General features: G+C 55.1%; 19 protein-coding genes. 9 read left to right on the top strand and 10 right to left on the bottom strand.

Annotated elements, in window-relative coordinates; translation table 11 throughout:
- Positions 1-4 precede the first annotated feature (4 nt).
- Complete coding sequence (yhjD, locus tag J5067_RS17670; RefSeq protein WP_264645181.1) at positions 5-985, bottom strand: inner membrane protein YhjD; 981 nt, start codon at positions 983-985, stop codon at positions 5-7.
- 387 nt (positions 986-1,372) lie between these two features.
- On the opposite strand from yhjD, the gene J5067_RS17665 reads away from it, so the two are divergent.
- Positions 1,373-2,590: an MFS transporter gene (locus J5067_RS17665; protein ID WP_264645180.1), complete on the top strand. Its 1,218-nt coding sequence runs from the start codon at positions 1,373-1,375 to the stop codon at positions 2,588-2,590.
- 74 nt (positions 2,591-2,664) lie between these two features.
- Here the strand turns inward: J5067_RS17665 and J5067_RS17660 are convergent, their stop codons facing one another.
- Entirely contained in the window at positions 2,665-3,027 is a 363-nt protein-coding gene (locus tag J5067_RS17660) for a hypothetical protein (RefSeq protein WP_264628803.1), read from the bottom strand.
- Positions 3,020-3,589, bottom strand: a complete 570-nt coding sequence (locus J5067_RS17655; protein ID WP_264651657.1) for a hypothetical protein — start codon at positions 3,587-3,589, stop codon at positions 3,020-3,022. The genes J5067_RS17660 and J5067_RS17655 overlap by 8 nt, the downstream gene beginning before the upstream one ends.
- 259 nt (positions 3,590-3,848) lie before the next feature.
- On the opposite strand from J5067_RS17655, the gene J5067_RS17650 reads away from it, so the two are divergent.
- Positions 3,849-5,390: a flavocytochrome c gene (locus J5067_RS17650; RefSeq protein WP_264651656.1), complete on the top strand. Its 1,542-nt coding sequence runs from the start codon at positions 3,849-3,851 to the stop codon at positions 5,388-5,390.
- A 41-nt stretch (positions 5,391-5,431) separates the two neighbouring features.
- On the opposite strand, the gene J5067_RS17645 is transcribed toward J5067_RS17650, so the two are convergent.
- Both J5067_RS17645 and J5067_RS17640 read right to left on the bottom strand, forming a co-directional pair.
- Positions 5,432-5,998, bottom strand: a complete 567-nt coding sequence (locus J5067_RS17645; RefSeq protein WP_264645176.1) for a DcrB family lipoprotein — start codon at positions 5,996-5,998, stop codon at positions 5,432-5,434.
- Positions 5,999-6,149: 151 nt separating this feature from the next.
- Positions 6,150-6,836 (bottom strand): 7-cyano-7-deazaguanine/7-aminomethyl-7-deazaguanine transporter, encoded by a 687-nt coding sequence (locus tag J5067_RS17640; RefSeq protein WP_264651655.1) that lies wholly within the window; start codon positions 6,834-6,836, stop codon positions 6,150-6,152.
- A 299-nt stretch (positions 6,837-7,135) separates the two neighbouring features.
- Here J5067_RS17640 and tusA point away from each other — a divergent pair, with 299 nt between their 5' ends.
- Positions 7,136-7,378 (top strand): sulfurtransferase TusA, encoded by a 243-nt coding sequence (tusA, locus tag J5067_RS17635; RefSeq protein ID WP_264626834.1) that lies wholly within the window; start codon positions 7,136-7,138, stop codon positions 7,376-7,378.
- 10 nt (positions 7,379-7,388) lie between these two features.
- Here tusA and J5067_RS17630 read toward each other — a convergent pair whose 3' ends face one another.
- Together J5067_RS17630 and J5067_RS17625 are read right to left on the bottom strand one after the other, a co-directional pair.
- Positions 7,389-9,755, bottom strand: a complete 2,367-nt coding sequence (locus tag J5067_RS17630; RefSeq protein WP_264651726.1) for a zinc/cadmium/mercury/lead-transporting ATPase — start codon at positions 9,753-9,755, stop codon at positions 7,389-7,391.
- Positions 9,756-9,845: 90 nt separating this feature from the next.
- Positions 9,846-10,475: a lysoplasmalogenase gene (locus tag J5067_RS17625; RefSeq protein ID WP_264645174.1), complete on the bottom strand. Its 630-nt coding sequence runs from the start codon at positions 10,473-10,475 to the stop codon at positions 9,846-9,848.
- 180 nt (positions 10,476-10,655) lie between these two features.
- Between J5067_RS17625 and J5067_RS17620 the strand changes: the two genes are divergently transcribed.
- Positions 10,656-10,976, top strand: a complete 321-nt coding sequence (locus J5067_RS17620) for a DUF1820 family protein (RefSeq protein WP_264645173.1) — start codon at positions 10,656-10,658, stop codon at positions 10,974-10,976.
- Entirely contained in the window at positions 10,976-11,329 is a 354-nt protein-coding gene (locus tag J5067_RS17615) for a DUF2500 domain-containing protein (RefSeq protein ID WP_264628985.1), read from the top strand. The genes J5067_RS17620 and J5067_RS17615 overlap by 1 nt, the downstream gene beginning before the upstream one ends.
- Positions 11,330-11,331: 2 nt before the next feature.
- Here J5067_RS17615 and J5067_RS17610 read toward each other — a convergent pair whose 3' ends face one another.
- Both J5067_RS17610 and rsmD read right to left on the bottom strand, forming a co-directional pair.
- A complete protein-coding gene (locus J5067_RS17610; RefSeq protein ID WP_264645172.1) occupies positions 11,332-11,625 on the bottom strand; it encodes a DUF1145 family protein in 294 nt (97 codons plus the stop codon).
- Complete coding sequence (gene rsmD / locus J5067_RS17605; RefSeq protein ID WP_264645171.1) at positions 11,612-12,229, bottom strand: 16S rRNA (guanine(966)-N(2))-methyltransferase; 618 nt, start codon at positions 12,227-12,229, stop codon at positions 11,612-11,614. The genes J5067_RS17610 and rsmD overlap by 14 nt, the downstream gene beginning before the upstream one ends.
- A gap of 312 nt (positions 12,230-12,541) precedes the next feature.
- Between rsmD and ftsY the strand changes: the two genes are divergently transcribed.
- The 4 genes from ftsY to rpoH all read left to right on the top strand — a co-directional run bounded on the left by ftsY (position 12,542) and on the right by rpoH (position 16,711).
- The gene (gene ftsY, locus J5067_RS17600; RefSeq protein WP_264645311.1) at positions 12,542-13,933 is read left to right on the top strand and encodes a signal recognition particle-docking protein FtsY; all 1,392 of its coding nucleotides are present in this window, start codon (positions 12,542-12,544) and stop codon (positions 13,931-13,933) included.
- 43 nt (positions 13,934-13,976) lie between these two features.
- Positions 13,977-14,645 carry a cell division ATP-binding protein FtsE gene (ftsE, locus tag J5067_RS17595; RefSeq protein WP_264645170.1) on the top strand — a complete coding sequence of 223 codons (669 nt, stop codon included), beginning with the start codon at positions 13,977-13,979 and terminating at the stop codon, positions 14,643-14,645.
- Positions 14,635-15,603, top strand: coding sequence for a permease-like cell division protein FtsX (gene ftsX, locus J5067_RS17590; protein WP_264645169.1), 969 nt, complete (start codon positions 14,635-14,637; stop codon positions 15,601-15,603). Before ftsE ends, ftsX begins: the two co-directional genes overlap by 11 nt.
- 250 nt (positions 15,604-15,853) lie before the next feature.
- Positions 15,854-16,711 (top strand): RNA polymerase sigma factor RpoH, encoded by an 858-nt coding sequence (gene rpoH, locus J5067_RS17585; protein WP_264645168.1) that lies wholly within the window; start codon positions 15,854-15,856, stop codon positions 16,709-16,711.
- 90 nt (positions 16,712-16,801) lie between these two features.
- Here the strand turns inward: rpoH and J5067_RS17580 are convergent, their stop codons facing one another.
- On the bottom strand, positions 16,802-17,617 hold the full coding sequence (locus J5067_RS17580; protein WP_264628414.1) for a hypothetical protein: 816 nt from the start codon (positions 17,615-17,617) through the stop codon (positions 16,802-16,804).
- Between the last annotated feature and the right edge of the window lie 80 nt (positions 17,618-17,697).

Raw genomic sequence — 17,697 nt, 5'->3', positions numbered from 1 at the left:
ATGGTTATCGTGGTGTGTCATCTGCTGATTTATCGCCTTTATAGTTCGCCGTTGCAATCCATGCCGCACAAAACAGCGTGAGGCGAGCAAAGAAGTAGAAGAAGGCCATCAGGCCAATCACCGAGCCGAAAGCGGCACCGGACGGGGTGCTGGCGAGTTTTGGCAACGCGACCGTCATGGCGAATTTGATGGCTTCAAACCCCACGGCGGCAAGCAGCGTGCCGCGCAGCAGCGCTTTATGCTTGGGCTTATGGCGCGGTAATATCATGAAAATCCAAAGAAATACCAAATAGTTAGCGGAAATGGAGATGGTGAGTGTTATCACGCGTAGCAGGGGCCGCAGCCATTCGATGCCCTCCAGTCCCAGCGCAGAAACGATGGCGCTTTGTGCCGTGCCCGCCGCCGAAGTGAGAAACAGCGTGATGGTTAACGCGATCAGTAGCCCTATCAGGGAGAGGAAATCCCGCACGTACTGAAAATAGATTTTTTCCTCTTCGTGCGGGTTACGTTCCCATACATCACGGGATTGGGCGCGGATCGCTTCACGCAAATTGCCCATCCAACTGATACCGGAATAGAGCGCGATCAGCAGCCCGGTAATACCGACGGTGGTGCGCTGTTCAACGGCGGTCTTTACCGTATTTTTTAACGTCAGCGCCAGGTTGGGGTCGCTGATGCTGTTGACGATGCGGTCGATCAACTGCGTCAGCATATCGGGGTTAGAGGCGAGCACAAAACCGACGGTAGCGAAGGAGACCATCAAAATCGGGATCAGCGACAGAAAGGAAAAGTAGGTGATGGCGGCGCCAAACTGGTTTCCCATCCGATCGTTGAAGCGCTCCCCGGCGCGAATCAGGTGCGCGATACTGGGGATAGCCTGAACGCGTTGTGCAATACGCTTACCGCGTGAAAGCCATGAAGAAGCCGCCTGCTGTGCTGATGAGGCGGTGGATGTTGAACGATGCGGATCGACCGGTGCGGGCATCCATTTCCTCCTGTTCAATGAAAAAACCGACGTGCTGATAGTGCTTATCATCAACGGGTTATATCAAAATGCTAACCGCAAACGTCGTACAGCGATGGATTGATTATAACCAACAATCGGCAGAGGAAGGCGTTCTTTGTGTCTTTGATATGCATGATGTTCAAGCCGGAGGATAAAAACGTGCAGAGAAAAAAATCAGGACGACCTGCGCCTTAATTCGGTATGTATAAAATTTTGAACTAAATAATCACGCAAGTGATGATATGGCGCACATTTACGATGAAAGCGTGTTGACGCTTGTTTATACTCGTTAAAGACCGCTTGAGGTCTGTTTGGTTGGCGCTATTGCGCTGATGCTGCCACGCCGTTAATCGAGTAAAACCTTTCATGCCTGCTTCAGAGTCTGCGCCAAGCGCGCTGCGCCTTAATTTGCGTATTTTTTCCGTGGTGATGTTCAACTTTGCCAATTACCTGACCATTGGGCTGCCGCTTGCGGTATTGCCGGGCTATGTGCATGAACATCTGGGGTTTAGCGCCTTTTGGGCGGGGTTGGTGATCAGTTTGCAGTACTTCACCACGCTGTTGAGCCGACCGCAATCCGGGCGTATCGCGGATGAGAAAGGGCCGAAGAAAGTGGTGGTGCTGGGGCTATGCGGTGCCGTGGTCAGCGGGGTGTTTTATGCGCTGGCGGCCTGGAACGACAGTTCACCCATCGTGGCGTTGACGCTGCTGTGCATCGGCCGCCTGATTCTGGGCGCGGGGCAAAGTTTTGCTGGCACCGGCGCGACGCTGTGGGGCGTGGGCGTGGTGGGGTCACGGCATATCGGGCGGGTGATCTCCTGGAATGGCGTGGCGACGTATGGCGCGATGGCGATCGGCGCACCGCTCGGGGTATGGATCAATCACATCGGTGGGTTAAAACTGGTGTCGTATACCGTCATCGCCATTGCCGTATTGTTCGTGCTGCTTGCGCTGCCGCGTGAGGCGGCGAAAGTGACGCCGGGCAAGAAACTGCCGTTTCGCGAAGTGCTGGGCAAAGTGTGGGTTTACGGCATTGTGCTGGCGTTGGCATCCGTCGGGTTTGGCGTGATCGCCACGTTTATCACCCTGTTCTATGCCGATCGCCACTGGGAAGGGGCTGCGCTTACCCTGACCATTTTCAGTTGCGCCTTTGTTGGCGTGCGTCTGTTATTCCCTAACAGCATTAACCGTTTTGGCGGGCTGCGCGTGGCTATCGTCTGTTTTACGGTGGAGATTACCGGGCTGCTGTTAATCTGGAGCGCCGCGCTGCCGCTGATGGCGGAACTGGGTGCTTTTCTGGCCGGTGCTGGTTTCTCGCTGGTGTTCCCCTCGCTGGGCGTACTGGCGGTCAAAGTGGTCGCGCCGCAAAATCAGGGCAGTGCACTGGCAACCTACACGCTGTTTCTCGATTTGTCCCTCGGATTGGTCGGTCCGCTGGCAGGGGTAATGATGGGTTACACCGGCGTAGGGGCGATTTATCTGGCGGCGGCGGTATTGGTGAGCGTCGGTTTGCTGATGACGCTGCGTCTGAGTCGCCGTGGCATTACGTTGGCGCAGGAAGACACCCTCTCGTCGCGGCAATAAGTGTTTATCCACCGCGCCGGTATGCTCCAACCGTCACACCGATTCAACCATGAACCGGTGTGACGCCGAGATGGCTAGTTAGCGGCTTTATCAATCAAAACCGCATCTACCAATACGCCCTTCTCATCGAATCGCAGTGATAGCGTTTTGTCCTGGCCCGCGAGTGGGCCCACTTTCGGCAGAAAGAGCGGTTTTTTTTCGTGCCGGTAATGGTACAACCATAGCGGCGTCGCGATATCGCCCTGATTGTTGATGGGGGGACCGAGCTTTGTTAACACGTCGCGCTTGGTGGTTTTCCCGTTGATAAACAAGGTGTGCAGATTGTCGTTATCAACATCTTCTAACGCGGTTGAATGCGACCGTACGCTGTCCAGAACACACCCCGATACTGACAACACCATAGAAAGGAGATAGGTGGCTTTGCGCACACTAGTCATCGAAGCCCTGACCATATTTCTTTTTGACCTGATAAGGTGCGGGTTTTAACACGGTCACGCTTGTCGTAGGGTCGCGGACAATTTCGTTAAAGTGCAAAACGCATATTTTACTGTTTTCTTTCTGGTCGTAATTCAGATCGTAATCTTTCCCTGCTTCTGGAGTGATAAGAAAGGATGTCACGCAGTAACCGTGGGGACCGGCATCAGTGGAAATATTAACGATGGTCGGTTCAGATCTGATCTTTATTTCGAAGTAGTAGCCTTTATAGTCCTGTGGACGATAAGTCAACTTTGGTATGCCTATATCCCGCGTCTCGTTATAGAAACCCAACATGGTATGTGGCACAAGGTAGTGATTTTTCAGCCCTGGGTTACTTTTTTGCAGGATGGAGGTGCCGGTGACATTACCGACAAACCGAATTCTCGCTATGTGTTCACTGGCGTCAGTCGGATTGCTGTAGACAACGGGGTCTTGCGCGCGTGCACCTAATTCCCCAAAAGATCGGCATCCCGTTAGACAAAGACAGAGCGTAACCATAAGAACAGAATAGATTTTTATCATTTTTCTTCCTTGAAGTTGAGTTTTAGGCGTTATCGGATGAATTGCTTTTTTCTTTATGACACCGATTCCCTACATTGGGCGAAGCCTCACGTTTAATCCCTTACTTTTCATGGTGAAATAGGCCATCGTCGCCGATTCAAGGTGCGAGCGCGCATTGCGTTTTGTCCGCGCGCTGCACCACGCCAATTTTCGTTATTTTTTGATTGCACTGGATTTTTTCTCAGCTCGATTCGATGTTTCTGAACATGGAGATAATCTTATGAGTAAAAACACCAAGCAAGACCCAAATCCCCAGGGGCGCCGTCATTTCCTTAAATCTACCGGTATCATGATGGGCGCATTGGGCGGCATGGCGCTGTCTCGCCCTGCGGCGGCGGTAGCGCCCCCCGCGCCGGTGCCGCAGAACTGGGATACCACGGTGGATGTGCTGATTATTGGCACTGGCTTCGCCGGATTAGCCGCCGCCATTGAAGCGCGTAACGCTAAGGCGAATGTGCTGATTATCGAGAAAATGCCGCTGTTTGGCGGAAACTCGATACTCAACGGCGGCGATCTGTCAGCGGCAGGCTCCAGCATGCAGCAGACGCTGGGCATCAAGGATTCCCCGGAGCTGATGTATCAGGACATGATGAAAGCGGGTAACTGGCTGAACTATCCCGAATTGGCGCGCACCGTCGCCGATCACTCAGTGGAGGCGCTGGAGTGGGCAAAAAGCCTCGGGGCTGAGTTTGACCGGGTCAATTATCACGGTGGGCATTCAGTGAAACGCGCTCACCAACTGAAGCAGCGTTCCGGTTCCGGGCTGGTGGTGAAACAGTACCAGAAAGCTAAAGAACTGGGTGTGGTGATCGAGCAGCGTACCAAGCTGGAACGGTTGATTATTGATAGCGAAGGCCGCATGCTCGGAGCAGAAGTGCGGCGTGGTTATAAGTTCCCCGATGATGCTTCCGGCTCTGTGGCGTTTATCCGTGCAACCAAAGGGGTGGTGCTGGCATCCGGCGGCTTCTCGCAAGGGGTCGCGTTACGGCAAATGTACGATCCGCGCCTGACGGATGCGTTCACCTCCACCAACCAACCGGGCGCGACAGGAGAAGCGCTGATGGCGGCCAGCATGATTGGTGCTCTGGCGACGCAGATGGATTGGATCCAACTCGGTCCCTGGACCAGCCCGGATGAGCAGGGTTTCGGCTATATTCCGCAGTTTGTTGAACGGGTGGTGGGGTATGGACTGATGGTCGATCCTGCCAACGGCAAGCGCTTCTTTAAAGAAACTGGCAACCGTAAAGAGCGCGCTGATGCCATTATTCAACTGGGGCATCCGGCGGTGATTATCGCGGACAAAACCAACACGCTGAAAATGGTCGATGAAGGGCAGATGAACGGCGCGCTGAAAAATGGCTCGCTCAAAACCTATAATACGCTGGAAGAGGTGGCACAGGCTTACGGTATGCCAGTGGCGGCTTTTGTTGAACAGGTGAAGCGCTGGAACGGCTATGTGGATCAGCACCTGGAAAACGATCCTGACCTGGGTTGTATGATTTTCAAAGATGCCGCGCCCAATATCACGCCGCCTTACTATGTGGCGCGCCTCTGGCCGCGGGTTCACCACACCATGGGTGGCTTGGCGATCAATAAAGACGCGCAGGTGATTGGTTTTGATTTGAAGCCGATCGCCGGGTTGTATGCCGCCGGGGAGGCCGCTGGCGGGGTGCATGGCGCGGTGCGTCTGGGCAGCGTAGCCATGACGGATTGCATCGTGTTTGGGCGTATTGCGGGCAAAAACGTGGTTAAGGCGAGCTGAACATAATAAGGAGAGAGGCCGCGTCAGCGGCCTCAGAATAATTACTTCAACGTCAGCGTGCGAATGATGCTTTCGGCTTCGGTTTGCGCCGCTTGCTGGTTATCGGCAGGCAGCGTGATTTGCAGCGTCAACAGTTGGTTCGCCACATTCCCCAGCAGCACGGAAGAGTAAACCTGCTTGCCGCTGCCACTGTTGGAGATGCTATCGAGCTGTTGCAGCGCATGGCCGTTAATCTCAATGGATTTGTTGGTCACAACCTGCAAGTTGGCATCGCGGGCGCGTTGCTGATCTTCAAGGCGCTGTGTCAAAACCGGCAGGGTTTCGTTGCTGCTGTCGCCGAGAATGACAATCACCGCACGCTGGCCGTTATCGTTGGCGTAGACATGCATGTTGTTGGCTTGCGAACCCACTTTTCCACTTTGATCATGCATATCCGCAGGCAGCGTGAACGTGATGTTGCCAGACAGCAGCGAGATGGTTTGACTGGCGGTTTGCGCGGCCGGAGCATCGTGTCCGGCGTGGCCCGCATTGTCGTCTTTCTTACCGTCGCAGGCGGCTAATAGTGCGGCAAGCAACGTAATTCCAAGATATTTCACTAGCTTCGGCATAAGCGTCCTTCTCTTTTATCAGGCATGCACGGGTAAACCGCTATATCGCACCCTATTCACTGGGGAAACTCAAGCGTTTTGTTGTCACAAAACCTATTTAGGACGGTTCCTGAGACAACCCATCCACACGCGGGGGATGGGTTGTCAGGCATCAGCGCCATTGTTCAGCCGAGGGCGGCTCGCGCAATGCGGGATGACTGTGGGATTCACTCAAACGCTTGAGCAGCATATTGAGCATCACACCGTACATTGGCAGGAAGAACAACAGGCTAATCAGCAATTTGAAGGTGTAATCGACCAAGGCGATCTCCACCCAGTTGGCCGCCATAAAAGCATCGGTGCTGCGATAGAAGGCAATGAAGAAGAAGGCCAGCGTATCGCTTAAATTACCAAACAGCGTGGAGACCGTGGGTGCGACCCACCAGGCCTTGCGCTGGCGCAGGCGGTTAAACACATGCACATCCAGAATTTGCCCTAGCACGTAGGCCATAAAGCTGGCGCACGCGATACGCGCAACCACGACATTGACGCTGGAGAGCGCACTGAACCCCTGCCATTCTCCCTGATAAAACAGCGCGGATCCCACATAGGAAATCACCAGCGCGGGCACCATCACCGTCAAAATAATGCGACGCGCCAGCGGTGCGCCAAAGATACGCACGGTCAGATCGGTAGCCAGAAAGATAAACGGGAAGGTGAATGCGCCCCAGGTGGTATGGAACCCGAAGATGGAGATCGGCAACTGCACCAGATAATTACTGGATGTAATGATCAGGATGTGAAACAACGACAGCCAGACAAGCGCACGTAGCCGCTGCTGGGCGGTAAAATGAAACATGGCAATGTGACCTTTTTAGTGATTGGGGTGAGGGAACCCAAGTTGTGCCGTTAACAATGACATTATGGCACGTAATTCACGCTGCTTATTCAATGCGACCGATACAGGGATCAATGCGACTGACACGGGAGCAGCGCGCGGCATGATACGCTGTTAGGCAGGGATTGCAATGGCGAATTTATGCGCAATCGATATCGTAGGTTGCGCAGGAAAATCTGCGGCGTAAACTAGGGCGGTTTTGATGGCTGCCACACCGGGCGGTCGTTATCTATGCCCTTATGCCACTGCCGAGAATAATGATGACCGACACCTTCACCAACCCGGATAAAACCCTCGATGCACAGGGGCTGCGCTGCCCGGAACCGGTGATGATGGTGCGTAAAACCGTGCGTCAGATGGAGACCGGGCAGACGTTACTCATTCTGGCAGATGACCCGGCAACCACGCGCGATATACCGGGTTTTTGCGTCTATATGGAACACGAGCTTCTGGCACAGGAGACGGCATCACTGCCGTACCGCTACCTCCTGCGCAAGAAGTAGCCTTTTGACGTTATCCGGCGTCTGGTGTTTTTTCTCGTCGCAATAACCGCAGCGCGTTGGCGGTCACCAGCGCCGTGGCACCGGAGTCAGCCAGCACGGCGAGCCACAACCCGGTGATCCCCAGCAGACTGGTCACCAGAAAAATGGCTTTCAGCCCTAGCGCCAGCGTGATGTTTTGCCGGATATTGTTGCGCGTGGCGCGCGAGAGCCGAATCATGCCCGCCAGTTCGCTTAGCCGATTATGCGTGAGCGCCGCATCGGCAGTTTCCAGCGCCACGTCGCTGCCACCGCCCATGGCAATGCCGATAGCCGCCGATTTCATCGCCGGTGCATCGTTAATGCCATCGCCCACCATCGCCGTCGGGTGGATCTGGTTCATCTCGCGCACGGCATCCACTTTGTCAGCGGGCAGCAGCCCTGCTTTATAGTCAATGCCCAGCGTCGCCGCGATGGCTGCCGCCGAACGCGGGTTATCACCAGTGAGCATGGTGCAGCGAATTCCCAGTGTGCGCAGTGCCTCAATCGCTTGCGGCGTATCCGCGCGCAAGGTGTCACGCAGCGCCAGCAAGCCAATGATGTGCGCTTCTTCCTGTACCACCACCACGGTTTTTCCCTCGCTCTCCAGGGCATGAATGCGATCGCGCCAGTCAGCATCGAGTGCATCGGGTGAGATTTTGGCGGGGGCTTTGACGCTGATAGTCTTGCCTGCGATGACGCCTTCAACCCCCACGCCGGCCAGTGCACGCTGTGCCGTTGCCACTGGCAGCATCGGCGCAACCGTGCGGGCGTGCTGGACAATCGCTTTCGCCAGCGGATGGTGTGAACCCGCTTCGATCGCCGCAGCGCGTGCCAGCAGCGCTGCCGTGCTTACGCCCTGCGCGGGTATCGCATCCGTCACCTGAGGTTTTCCCTGTGTCAGGGTGCCGGTTTTGTCGAAGGCGATAGTATTGATGGTGCCCAGAATTTCCAGCGCCGCGCCGCCTTTGATCAGCGCACCGCGCCGGGCAGCGGCGGCAAGGCCGGAGGTGATGGCCGCCGGGGTAGAGATCACCAGCGCACAGGGGCAGCCGATCAGCAACAGCGTCAGGCCACGATAAATCCACTCTTGCCACGGCGCGCCGAACAACAGTGGCGGCACCACAATGGTCGCTGCCGCGAGCAGCATGATGGCCGGGGTGTAATAGCGGCTAAAGCGATCGAGAAAACGCTCTATCGGCGCACGATGGCTCTCGGCCTCTTCAATCAAATGCAAAATACGGTCGATGGCGCTGTTGCCCGGTTCGGACATTACGCGCAGCTGTATCAGGCGATCGACACTCAGGCTGCCTGCCGACACCTTGTCGCCCTGCTCGCGCTCTACCGGAAGGGATTCCCCGGTCAGCGCGCTTTCATCGAAGCTGGCATGGGGAACCAGCAGTTCGCCATCAGCGGGTAATCGGCTGCCCGGAGCCACTTCGATCACATCGCCGGGGCGCAGTGCCGCAATGCTGACCTGAGTACGCTGGCCTGCACGGATTACCGTTGCGGTTTCTGGCATCAACGCCATCAACGCGCTGACGCCGCGGCGGGCGCGCTGTGCGGCGTAGGCTTCCAGGCGCTCGCCCAACATAAACAGCAAAATGACCATGGTGGCTTCGCTGGTGGCACCAATCAACAAGGCGCCCAGCGCGGCGACGCTCATCAGCGTTTCGATGGCAAAGGGCGTGCCGCTGCGAATCAGTTTAATCGCCTGTGAGAGCAGCGGTATCAGCCCCAGCAGCGTGGTGGCGATAAAGGCAATTTCTGAAGCGCGTGGCGAAAACAGCGAAAGTACCCCGCTGACGGCGGTTAGCACAGCAAACAGGATGAGAAAACCGTGTTCACGCAGGATACGGCGTAAAGGGGGGTCGGCAGGGGCGGATGATATTGGGGCTGTTATGCCAGGAGACGTATCTTGCCAGGTAAACCCAGCATGCTCTACGGCGCGTTGAATCTGTGTGCGAATATCGGATTGCGCATCAACAATCAGTTTTTCGGTGGCGAAGCGAACGCTTGCCTGAATAACGCCGGGAAGTGGGGTGATGGCGTTTTCGATTTTTTTGGCGCAACTGGGACAATCCATCCCACGAATAATCCAGCTGAAGCGCACGCCAGAAGCGGGTGGGGCATCACTGTCGCTGCCGTCGGGGTCGCCGGAATCGCCGCTCTCTCCGCCGTCAGACGCGCTGTGTTCCGCGTTGGGTGAAGTGCCGCATGCAGAGAGGGTTGTGGCGCTGTGTTTAACCGCGCAGCAGCTGCGATCGGCGTGGCTGCTGTGTTGCGTATGGCGCTGGCAGCACGCGTTGGCACCATGGTCGTGGTGACTATGTCCATGGTGAGTCTGGTGATGAGAATGCATCATGCTCTCCTGTTTGATGATAGTGGTTCTCATCCACGACTTTATCACTGCTGCCAGTGGCTGCACAGCGCTTTTGACGCTCCGCGCTGATTAAAAATAGAGCGCCCGCACGATCAGAAAATGGCCCGCGAAATAGCCGGCAGCCACAATCGCCTGATGGGCGCGAAACGGAAAACGGTAATGGTGAATCAGCCAGACGCCGTGGGCGATAAATAACAGCAGGCTGCCCGCAAACCAGGAGAGGTTATTACTGCTGCCGAGCGCAAAGTACTGTTCCCCGGCAACCCACACCATGACCGCATTCATTGCGACAAATGCCACGACCGGCCAGCGCAGGGTGTCGAGCCGTGACCACAGGATGGCGAGCAGTAGCGCGATAATCACCAGCAGCAACAGCGGCAACGGCCAGAAAAACGTGAGTGAGGTTTGTGCCACCAGAAACCCGATGGTGTAGAGCAGGTGGCAGGCGGAATAGGCACCGATGGCGAACAGCATGCGCTGTATGGGCAGCAACAGCAGGATATCTGCGGCTAACGTTGCCAACAGGCCGAGCACGATAAAGTAACCGGTGACGCTCATCAGCGGCGTTTGCCAGGCCAGTGCGAGCAGCAGCGCGATGGTAATGGGCTTGAACAGCCAGCGTTGCCAGCCAGGCCCCCGGTAGCTGGCATCGACGTAGAGCCAGCCTGAAAACAGAACGGCAATAAACGACCAGAGCATAGCGTATCCTCATCACCTTATTGGGTTTTTCATCATTGAGTGTAGGAGATTGCACGCGGGATGAACAACACGCCGTGTGACAAGTGCGAAGTGACGCGCTTCATGCTATGTTGGCGGCAATAATGATCGTTTTTTTGTATATATATCTTCGCGATACCACTGAAGGGGGACGGTTTTTGCATGAGCAATGAGTCAGCGCTCTACCGGATTCAATTTATGAATAACGGCAAAAATTATCAGCTTTACGTGCGGGAGCTGGTGCAAAGCAGTCTGTTTGGTTTTATCGAGATTGCGGATTTCGTTTTTGACAGCCCCTCCACCCTGCTGGTGGACCCTTCTACCGAGAAGCTGAAAACCGAGTTTTCCGGCGTGAATCGCAGCTTTATTCCGCTGCAAGCGGTGATCCGCATTGATGCCGTGACGGAGAAAGGGGCGGCCCGTATTTCCGAGCTGGGTGATAATGTCACCGCTTTCCCTTTCCTTCCTGGGAAAAAGCCCTGATGTCGTGGGAAATATCCCACTGGTGGTCTTTGGTTGTCAGCCTGATCCTGTTTCTCGGGTGGCGGCAGTTCCTGCGGCAACGACGCCAGCGCGCAGCGGACGATGCCGCGCCACTGCGCACGGTAGAGGCCGAGCTCGTCGCGCTGCGCGCCATAGCGCTGGCTCGCCCCACGCGCGCGCAACCGATGAATCCCGATCTTCCGGTGCGCTATCAGGCGACGTTTAGGCTATTGCCCGCAGGAGAAAACATCACCTGCTACCTGAGCGAGGCCCAGTATCAGGCGCTGGCGTTGGGTATGACGGGCAGGTTGCAGGTACAGGGCTCACGCTTTGTGTCCTTCGTACCCGCATAGGACTATTTTTTTGTCCCGCTAGTGGGCTGGACACCCTTCATCTTTTTTTGCCACGCCAGCAGTTCAAATACGCCGAACAGAAAAATACGTGCTTCCAGCGCGCGGCTCAGTGGCCCCTGTTCTTTACCGTGGCTGGCGCGTAACAACAGCACCTGAAAACCGTGCATCAACAGCGTAAACCCCATTGCAACCATCATGAAGATGTTCAGCGGGCGGGGAAAGGGCGCAATCAGGTTGGTGATTAAAAAGCCCCACACACCGATCATCAATATCCGACCCAGGTTAATCCAAATCATCTTCTGCCTCTTCATGCTGTGTGGGCGTAGCCTGGCGGACATACAGCCGGTAAGCCACTTGCCCTGCCACTTTTTCGCGGTGTAGCGTCCAGGTAACGGGGATCTCGAGCTCGCCATTTTCGGCCTCGGTTTCCACATAAATCCACGCCTCGGGTGCCAGCCAGCCCTGCTGTTCCAGCAAACTGAGCGTCTGGTTCAATAAATCCCGGCGAAAGGGGGGATCGAGAAACACCACGTCATAGGGTTCACCGCTCTGCGCCAGCCAGTTCAAGGTATTGGTATTGATGATGCGAGCGTTGTTCGCTTTCAACAGCACCGCATTCTGTTCCAGTTGCCGGGCGATGCCGCGTTCGTTTTCCAGCAGGGTGACATGTGCCGCGTAGCGCGACAGCGCTTCAAACCCCAGTGCGCCACTGCCTGCGAAGCCATCCAGGCAACGGGCCTGCTGAATGACCGGCGCAAGCCAGTTAAACAGCGTTTCACGAACGCGATCGGTGGTGGGACGCAGCCCAGGGCTGTCTGGCACGGGCAGCTTTCGTCCGCGCCACTGGCCGCCAATGATGCGGATTTGGCCTGCCTGTGCAGGTGCATTTTTTTTTGCCATCGTCTGTTTACTGTAGAACACCGGTTTGCCGGGTGCTGAGATTCGCTATCGGTAATAGGTAACCGCTATTCTAACGAGGGTTAGCAGGGGAAGAAATGTTAATATCAGGTTTCTCTGCGGTGGCGCGCGGTTTTGACCTACCCGGTTATCGGGATGACATACTTGGTTACCGAGATTGTCGCCACCTGCCCTGCCATGGTGCGTGTTGCTGCCGGGCGGAAAGTGGTAGACTCTGGGCTCGCCCCTGACCGGGCTATTGACTTCAATTATTTAAGCGCTGCTGTGAGCAGCTGCATGGGGCGCGATTGCGATATGACAAAAGAGAAAAAACGCGGTTTCTTTTCCTGGCTGGGATTAGGACGTCAGGAAGAGGAACGTACTGAGCAACCGCAAGCGGCAGAACAGCAGCAGGATGTGGCGCAGCCTCAGGACAGTGATGTGCCTGTGGTCTCGGAGGTTCACACCGAGACGCCAAACGACGAACCTGATGTGCAGCCTGAGGTTCACGCCGCGCAGGCGCATGAGCAAGCGGTCGCACAGCAGCCAGAATCGCCGCGCATCGCTGATATCGTTGAAACTGCTGAGACGACACAGGGTGCAGAATCGTCAGTGCGTGCAGAAGTGCCGGAGATTCCTGAATCGCAGCACAGCCTGCCACCACAAGATGTTCTGCAACCGCAAGACCGTGGCAATGAACAAGAGATAGATGAGCAAGAGATAACGCAAGCAGCGGAGAACGTTGCTGAGCCAGTGCCCGTCGCACAGGAGCAGGAAAGACCGACCAAAGAGGGCTTTTTCGCTCGACTGAAGCGCAGTCTGGTAAAAACCCGAGAAAATCTCGGTTCCGGATTTATCGGATTGTTTCGCGGTAAGAAAATCGACGACGATCTGTTTGAAGAACTGGAAGAGCAATTATTGATTGCTGATGTCGGCGTGGAAACCACGCGCAAGATTATTACCGACCTGACAGAGCACGCCAGCCGTAAGCAACTGAAAGATGCCGATGCGCTGTTGGTGAAACTGAAAGAAGAGATGGGCGCTATCCTTAACAAGGTGGACGAACCGCTCAACGTTGATGGGCATACCCCTTACGTGATCCTGATGGTGGGCGTTAACGGCGTCGGTAAAACCACCACCATCGGTAAGCTGGCGCGTCAGTTCCAGGCACAGGGTAAATCGGTGATGCTGGCTGCCGGGGATACCTTCCGTGCCGCTGCCGTGGAGCAGTTGCAGGTCTGGGGTCAGCGCAACAACGTGGCCGTGGTCGCGCAGCATACGGGGGCGGATTCCGCTTCGGTGATTTTTGATGCCATTCAGGCGGCGAAAGCGCGCGGTGCTGACGTGCTGATCGCCGATACCGCAGGGCGCTTGCAGAACAAAGCGCACCTGATGGAAGAATTGAAAAAAATTGTCCGCGTGATGAAAAAACTGGATGAGTCTGCGCCGCATGAAATCATGTTGACGCTGGACGCCAGCACCGGGCAAAACGCCGTCAGCCAGGCGAAACTGTTTAACGATGCTGTCGGCTTGACCGGCATCACCCTGACCAAGCTGGACGGCACCGCGAAAGGCGGGGTGATCTTCGCCATCGCCGATCAGTTTGGCATCCCTATCCGCTATATTGGGGTAGGGGAAGGTATTGATGATTTGCGTCCCTTTAAGGCTGACGATTTTATTGAGGCGCTTTTTGCCCGCGAAGACTGATGTCTCGTGAGGATGAACAGCTTGCCCGAGAGGATGAAAACGGATGATTCGCTTTGAACAAGTCAGTAAGGCTTATCTCGGTGGACGTCAGGCGTTGCAGGGGGTGGATTTCCATCTGCTCCCTGGGGAGATGGCGTTTCTGACGGGCCATTCCGGTGCCGGGAAAAGTACCCTGCTGAAATTGATTTGTGGCATAGAGCGCCCAAGCGCGGGCCAGATTTTGTTTAGCGGGCACAATATCAGCCGCTTGAAAAAGCAGGAGGTGCCCTTCTTGCGCCGCCAGATCGGCATGATCTTTCAGGATCACCATCTGCTGATGGATCGTACCGTCTACGATAACGTGGCGATGCCGCTGATTATTGCCGGGGCGAGCAGTGAAGATATCCGCCGCCGCGTGTCTGCCGCACTCGATAAGGTGGGCTTGCTGGATAAAGCCAAGAGCTACCCGATTCAATTGTCAGGCGGTGAACAGCAGCGCGTAGGCATTGCCCGCGCGGTGGTGAACAAACCGACGGTGCTGCTGGCGGATGAACCGACCGGTAACCTGGACAATGCGCTGTCTCAGGATATTTTGCGCCTGTTTGAAGAATTTAACCGCGTTGGCGTCACGGTGCTGATGGCAACGCATGACACGACGCTGATTGCCAGCCGTCAGTATCGCGTACTGACGCTGTCGCAAGGACGTATGCTGGGAGGCGTTTATGGCGACTAATTCCCGTAACGCGAAGCCCCGCGTGAGTAAGGAAAAAGCACTGCGCGGTGGCTGGCAAGAGCAGTGGCGCTATGCCTGGGATAATACGCTGGCGGATATGCTGCGCCAGCCGCTGGCGACGTTGTTGACTGTGATGGTGATTGCCATCTCCCTGACCTTGCCGAGTATCTGTTATCTGGTGTGGAAAAACGTCAGTCAAGCGGCGGAGCAGTGGTATCCCACGCCGCAGTTGACGGTCTATCTGGATAAAGCGTTGGATAATGATGCGGCGCAGGGCGTGATTAACACCCTTCAGGCTGAGGACGGGGTGGAGAAGGTCAACTACCTGTCCCGTGATGAAGCGATGGGCGAGTTCCGCAACTGGTCCGGCTTCGGCGGTGCGCTGGACATGCTGGAAGAGAATCCGTTGCCTGCCGTTGCCATCATTACGCCGAAGCTAAACTTCCAAAGCTCACAGACGCTGACTTCGCTGCGCGATCGCGTGGCGGCGGTGCACGGCGTCAGTGAAGTGCGTATGGATGATAGCTGGTTTGCCCGCCTGGTGGCGCTGACCTCACTGGTGGGTCAGGTGGCGGCTACCATCGGTATCCTGATGATTGTTGCCGTGTTCCTGGTCATCGGTAATAGCGTGCGTCTGAGTATTTTCAGCCGCCGTGAAACCATCAATGTCATGAAGCTGATAGGGGCGACGGACGGGTTTATTTTACGTCCGTTCCTCAACGGCGGTGCCTTGTTGGGCGGCGGTGGTGCGTTGCTGTCGCTGATTTTGTCGCAGGCGCTGGTCTGGAAACTCTCTGCCGTGGTCGATCAGGTCGCGACGGTATTTGGGACACGCTTTGCCGTGACCGGGCTCAGTTGGGACGAATCACTACTGCTGCTGTTGATTGCCGGAATGATTGGCTGGTTGGCGGCATGGCTGGCAACCGTACAACATTTACGTCGCTTTACACCAGAATGACTTTTTTCTGGTAGGATTTTCTGGTGCCCTGGCGTGCCGAGCGTTGGGCAACATCATCGACAGGTTCGCCTTGATCTGTCGCCGTCAGGCGATAAAATAGGATCAGTCGATGAAGAGAAGGAACTCGTGGCATCCGCCATGGTCAAAGTTCTTGTGCCGAAGCGGCAGTCAGGTTTATCGGTTTTGTTGTACTTAATGTGATGTGTAAAGCGGTATTTTATTCAGTCACGCGTAATTGAAGAGGGGTCGAATGACCAAAGATATGCAAACTTTCACCTTAGTTCCCCAGGGCAGTCTGGAAGGGTATATTCGTGCCGCCAACGCCTATCCGATGCTGACGGCGGAGGAAGAGCGGGCACTGGCTGAACGGCTGCATTACGAGGGCGATTTGGAATCGGCGAAAGCGCTGATCCTGTCGCATCTGCGCTTTGTGATTCACGTAGCCCGCACCTACGCCGGTTACGGATTGCCCCAGGCAGACCTGATTCAAGAAGGCAATATCGGCCTGATGAAAGCGGTGCGCCGCTTCAACCCGGAAATGGGTGTGCGTCTGGTGTCCTTTGCCGTGCACTGGATCAAGGCCGAAATTCACGAATATGTGTTGCGTAACTGGCGTATCGTCAAGGTCGCGACCACTAAAGCGCAGCGCAAGCTGTTCTTCAACCTGCGTAAGACCAAACAGCGTCTGGGCTGGTTTAATCAGGACGAAGTCGAACTGGTGGCCCGTGAATTGGGTGTCACCAGCAAAGATGTGCGTGAGATGGAATCGCGTATGGCCGCGCAGGACATGACGTTCGATCCGGCTCCGGATGATGAACCGCATGATGGTCAGGCGATGGCACCCATGCTGTATCTTCAGGATAAATCGTCTGATTTCGCCGATGGTATCGAAGAAGATAACTGGGATAACCACGCTGCGGATAAGCTCGCCTACGCGTTGGAAGGGCTGGATGAACGCAGCCAGCATATTATCCGGGCGCGCTGGTTGGATGATGACAACAAATCCACCTTGCAGGAACTGGCCGATCAATACGGCGTTTCCGCAGAACGTGTGCGTCAGTTAGAGAAAAACGCCATGAAGAAACTGCGGGCAGCGATTGAGGCCTGACGATAAGTTCAGCGCTGCATAACATCCGCGCTTCACAAGAAAAACGATCGGCAGATGCCGGTCGTTTTTTTATGCCTGCGCTGTGCGATGTTACAGATATTCAGTGACCTGTTCATAGTAGCTAACGGCGATATCATGTTTGGTATCAGCAGGGATCAAGGTTTTTTCACGTTTGAAATAGGCATTTTGCATCAGAAAGCTCACTTCTTCTCCCGACTGCCGGGCTTGCAGATAGTCATCATAAAATTCGACAACCTCCTTTACGTCACAATACAGTGCATCCTGCTGTGCGCATTCCTCACCGAACGAGAGCCGACATAACGTCAGCGCCGCCTGTGCGTTGGCGATAACACAGGCCAGACTACCGGGCACGCCGGTTGTTCTTAAACGGGTGAATACGCCATAGAAGAGTTTATTTTCTCTGTTCTGTGGCGCGTCTATGTTTTGGTAGACGAGTTCTCGGGAGAAATTATAAAGGCAACTTAGCCAGACGGTATTTCTGAGCGTTGAATCAATCCGCTGCGTGGTTTGCTCATCCAGCGTTAACGTGCAATGGGAGGATTTTATAAAATCATCGATATTACGATGTAAAAACTCCGATATTTGAAACGCTTCCCAATCAGTGTCCCCACACTTTATTGCCGTAAGCGAATATTTAATGCGTAACAACTGTAGGTTTTTCATTGCCACGGCAGCCGGATTTATCCCATTTTCTATTTTTTTACCATAAAATTCAGTGATTTCTTTTATGGCGGTTCGTAATTTTTTATTAATTTCTCGCCGTGTTTCCTCAGCCATTTCCGGCTGGTTTTCAATGTCTTTCTGAAACTTTAATAAGTTCTTATTGTAGGTACTAATAAAGGACATATTATGTTTTGGAATAGGGTTACGCGTGTCCATACTCACAGATCTAATCTGCATCAGATAATTTTCCAGTGGGGTAGGTAAGGGGAAATATACCCGATCCGCTATTCAGGGAATGGGTT

Source organism: Candidatus Symbiopectobacterium sp. NZEC151 (genome assembly GCF_025962655.1).
Classification (GTDB): Bacteria; Pseudomonadota; Gammaproteobacteria; order Enterobacterales; family Enterobacteriaceae; genus Symbiopectobacterium.
Note: the sequence above shows the minus strand (reverse complement) of the source record. Positions and strands in the feature narration are given on the sequence as shown.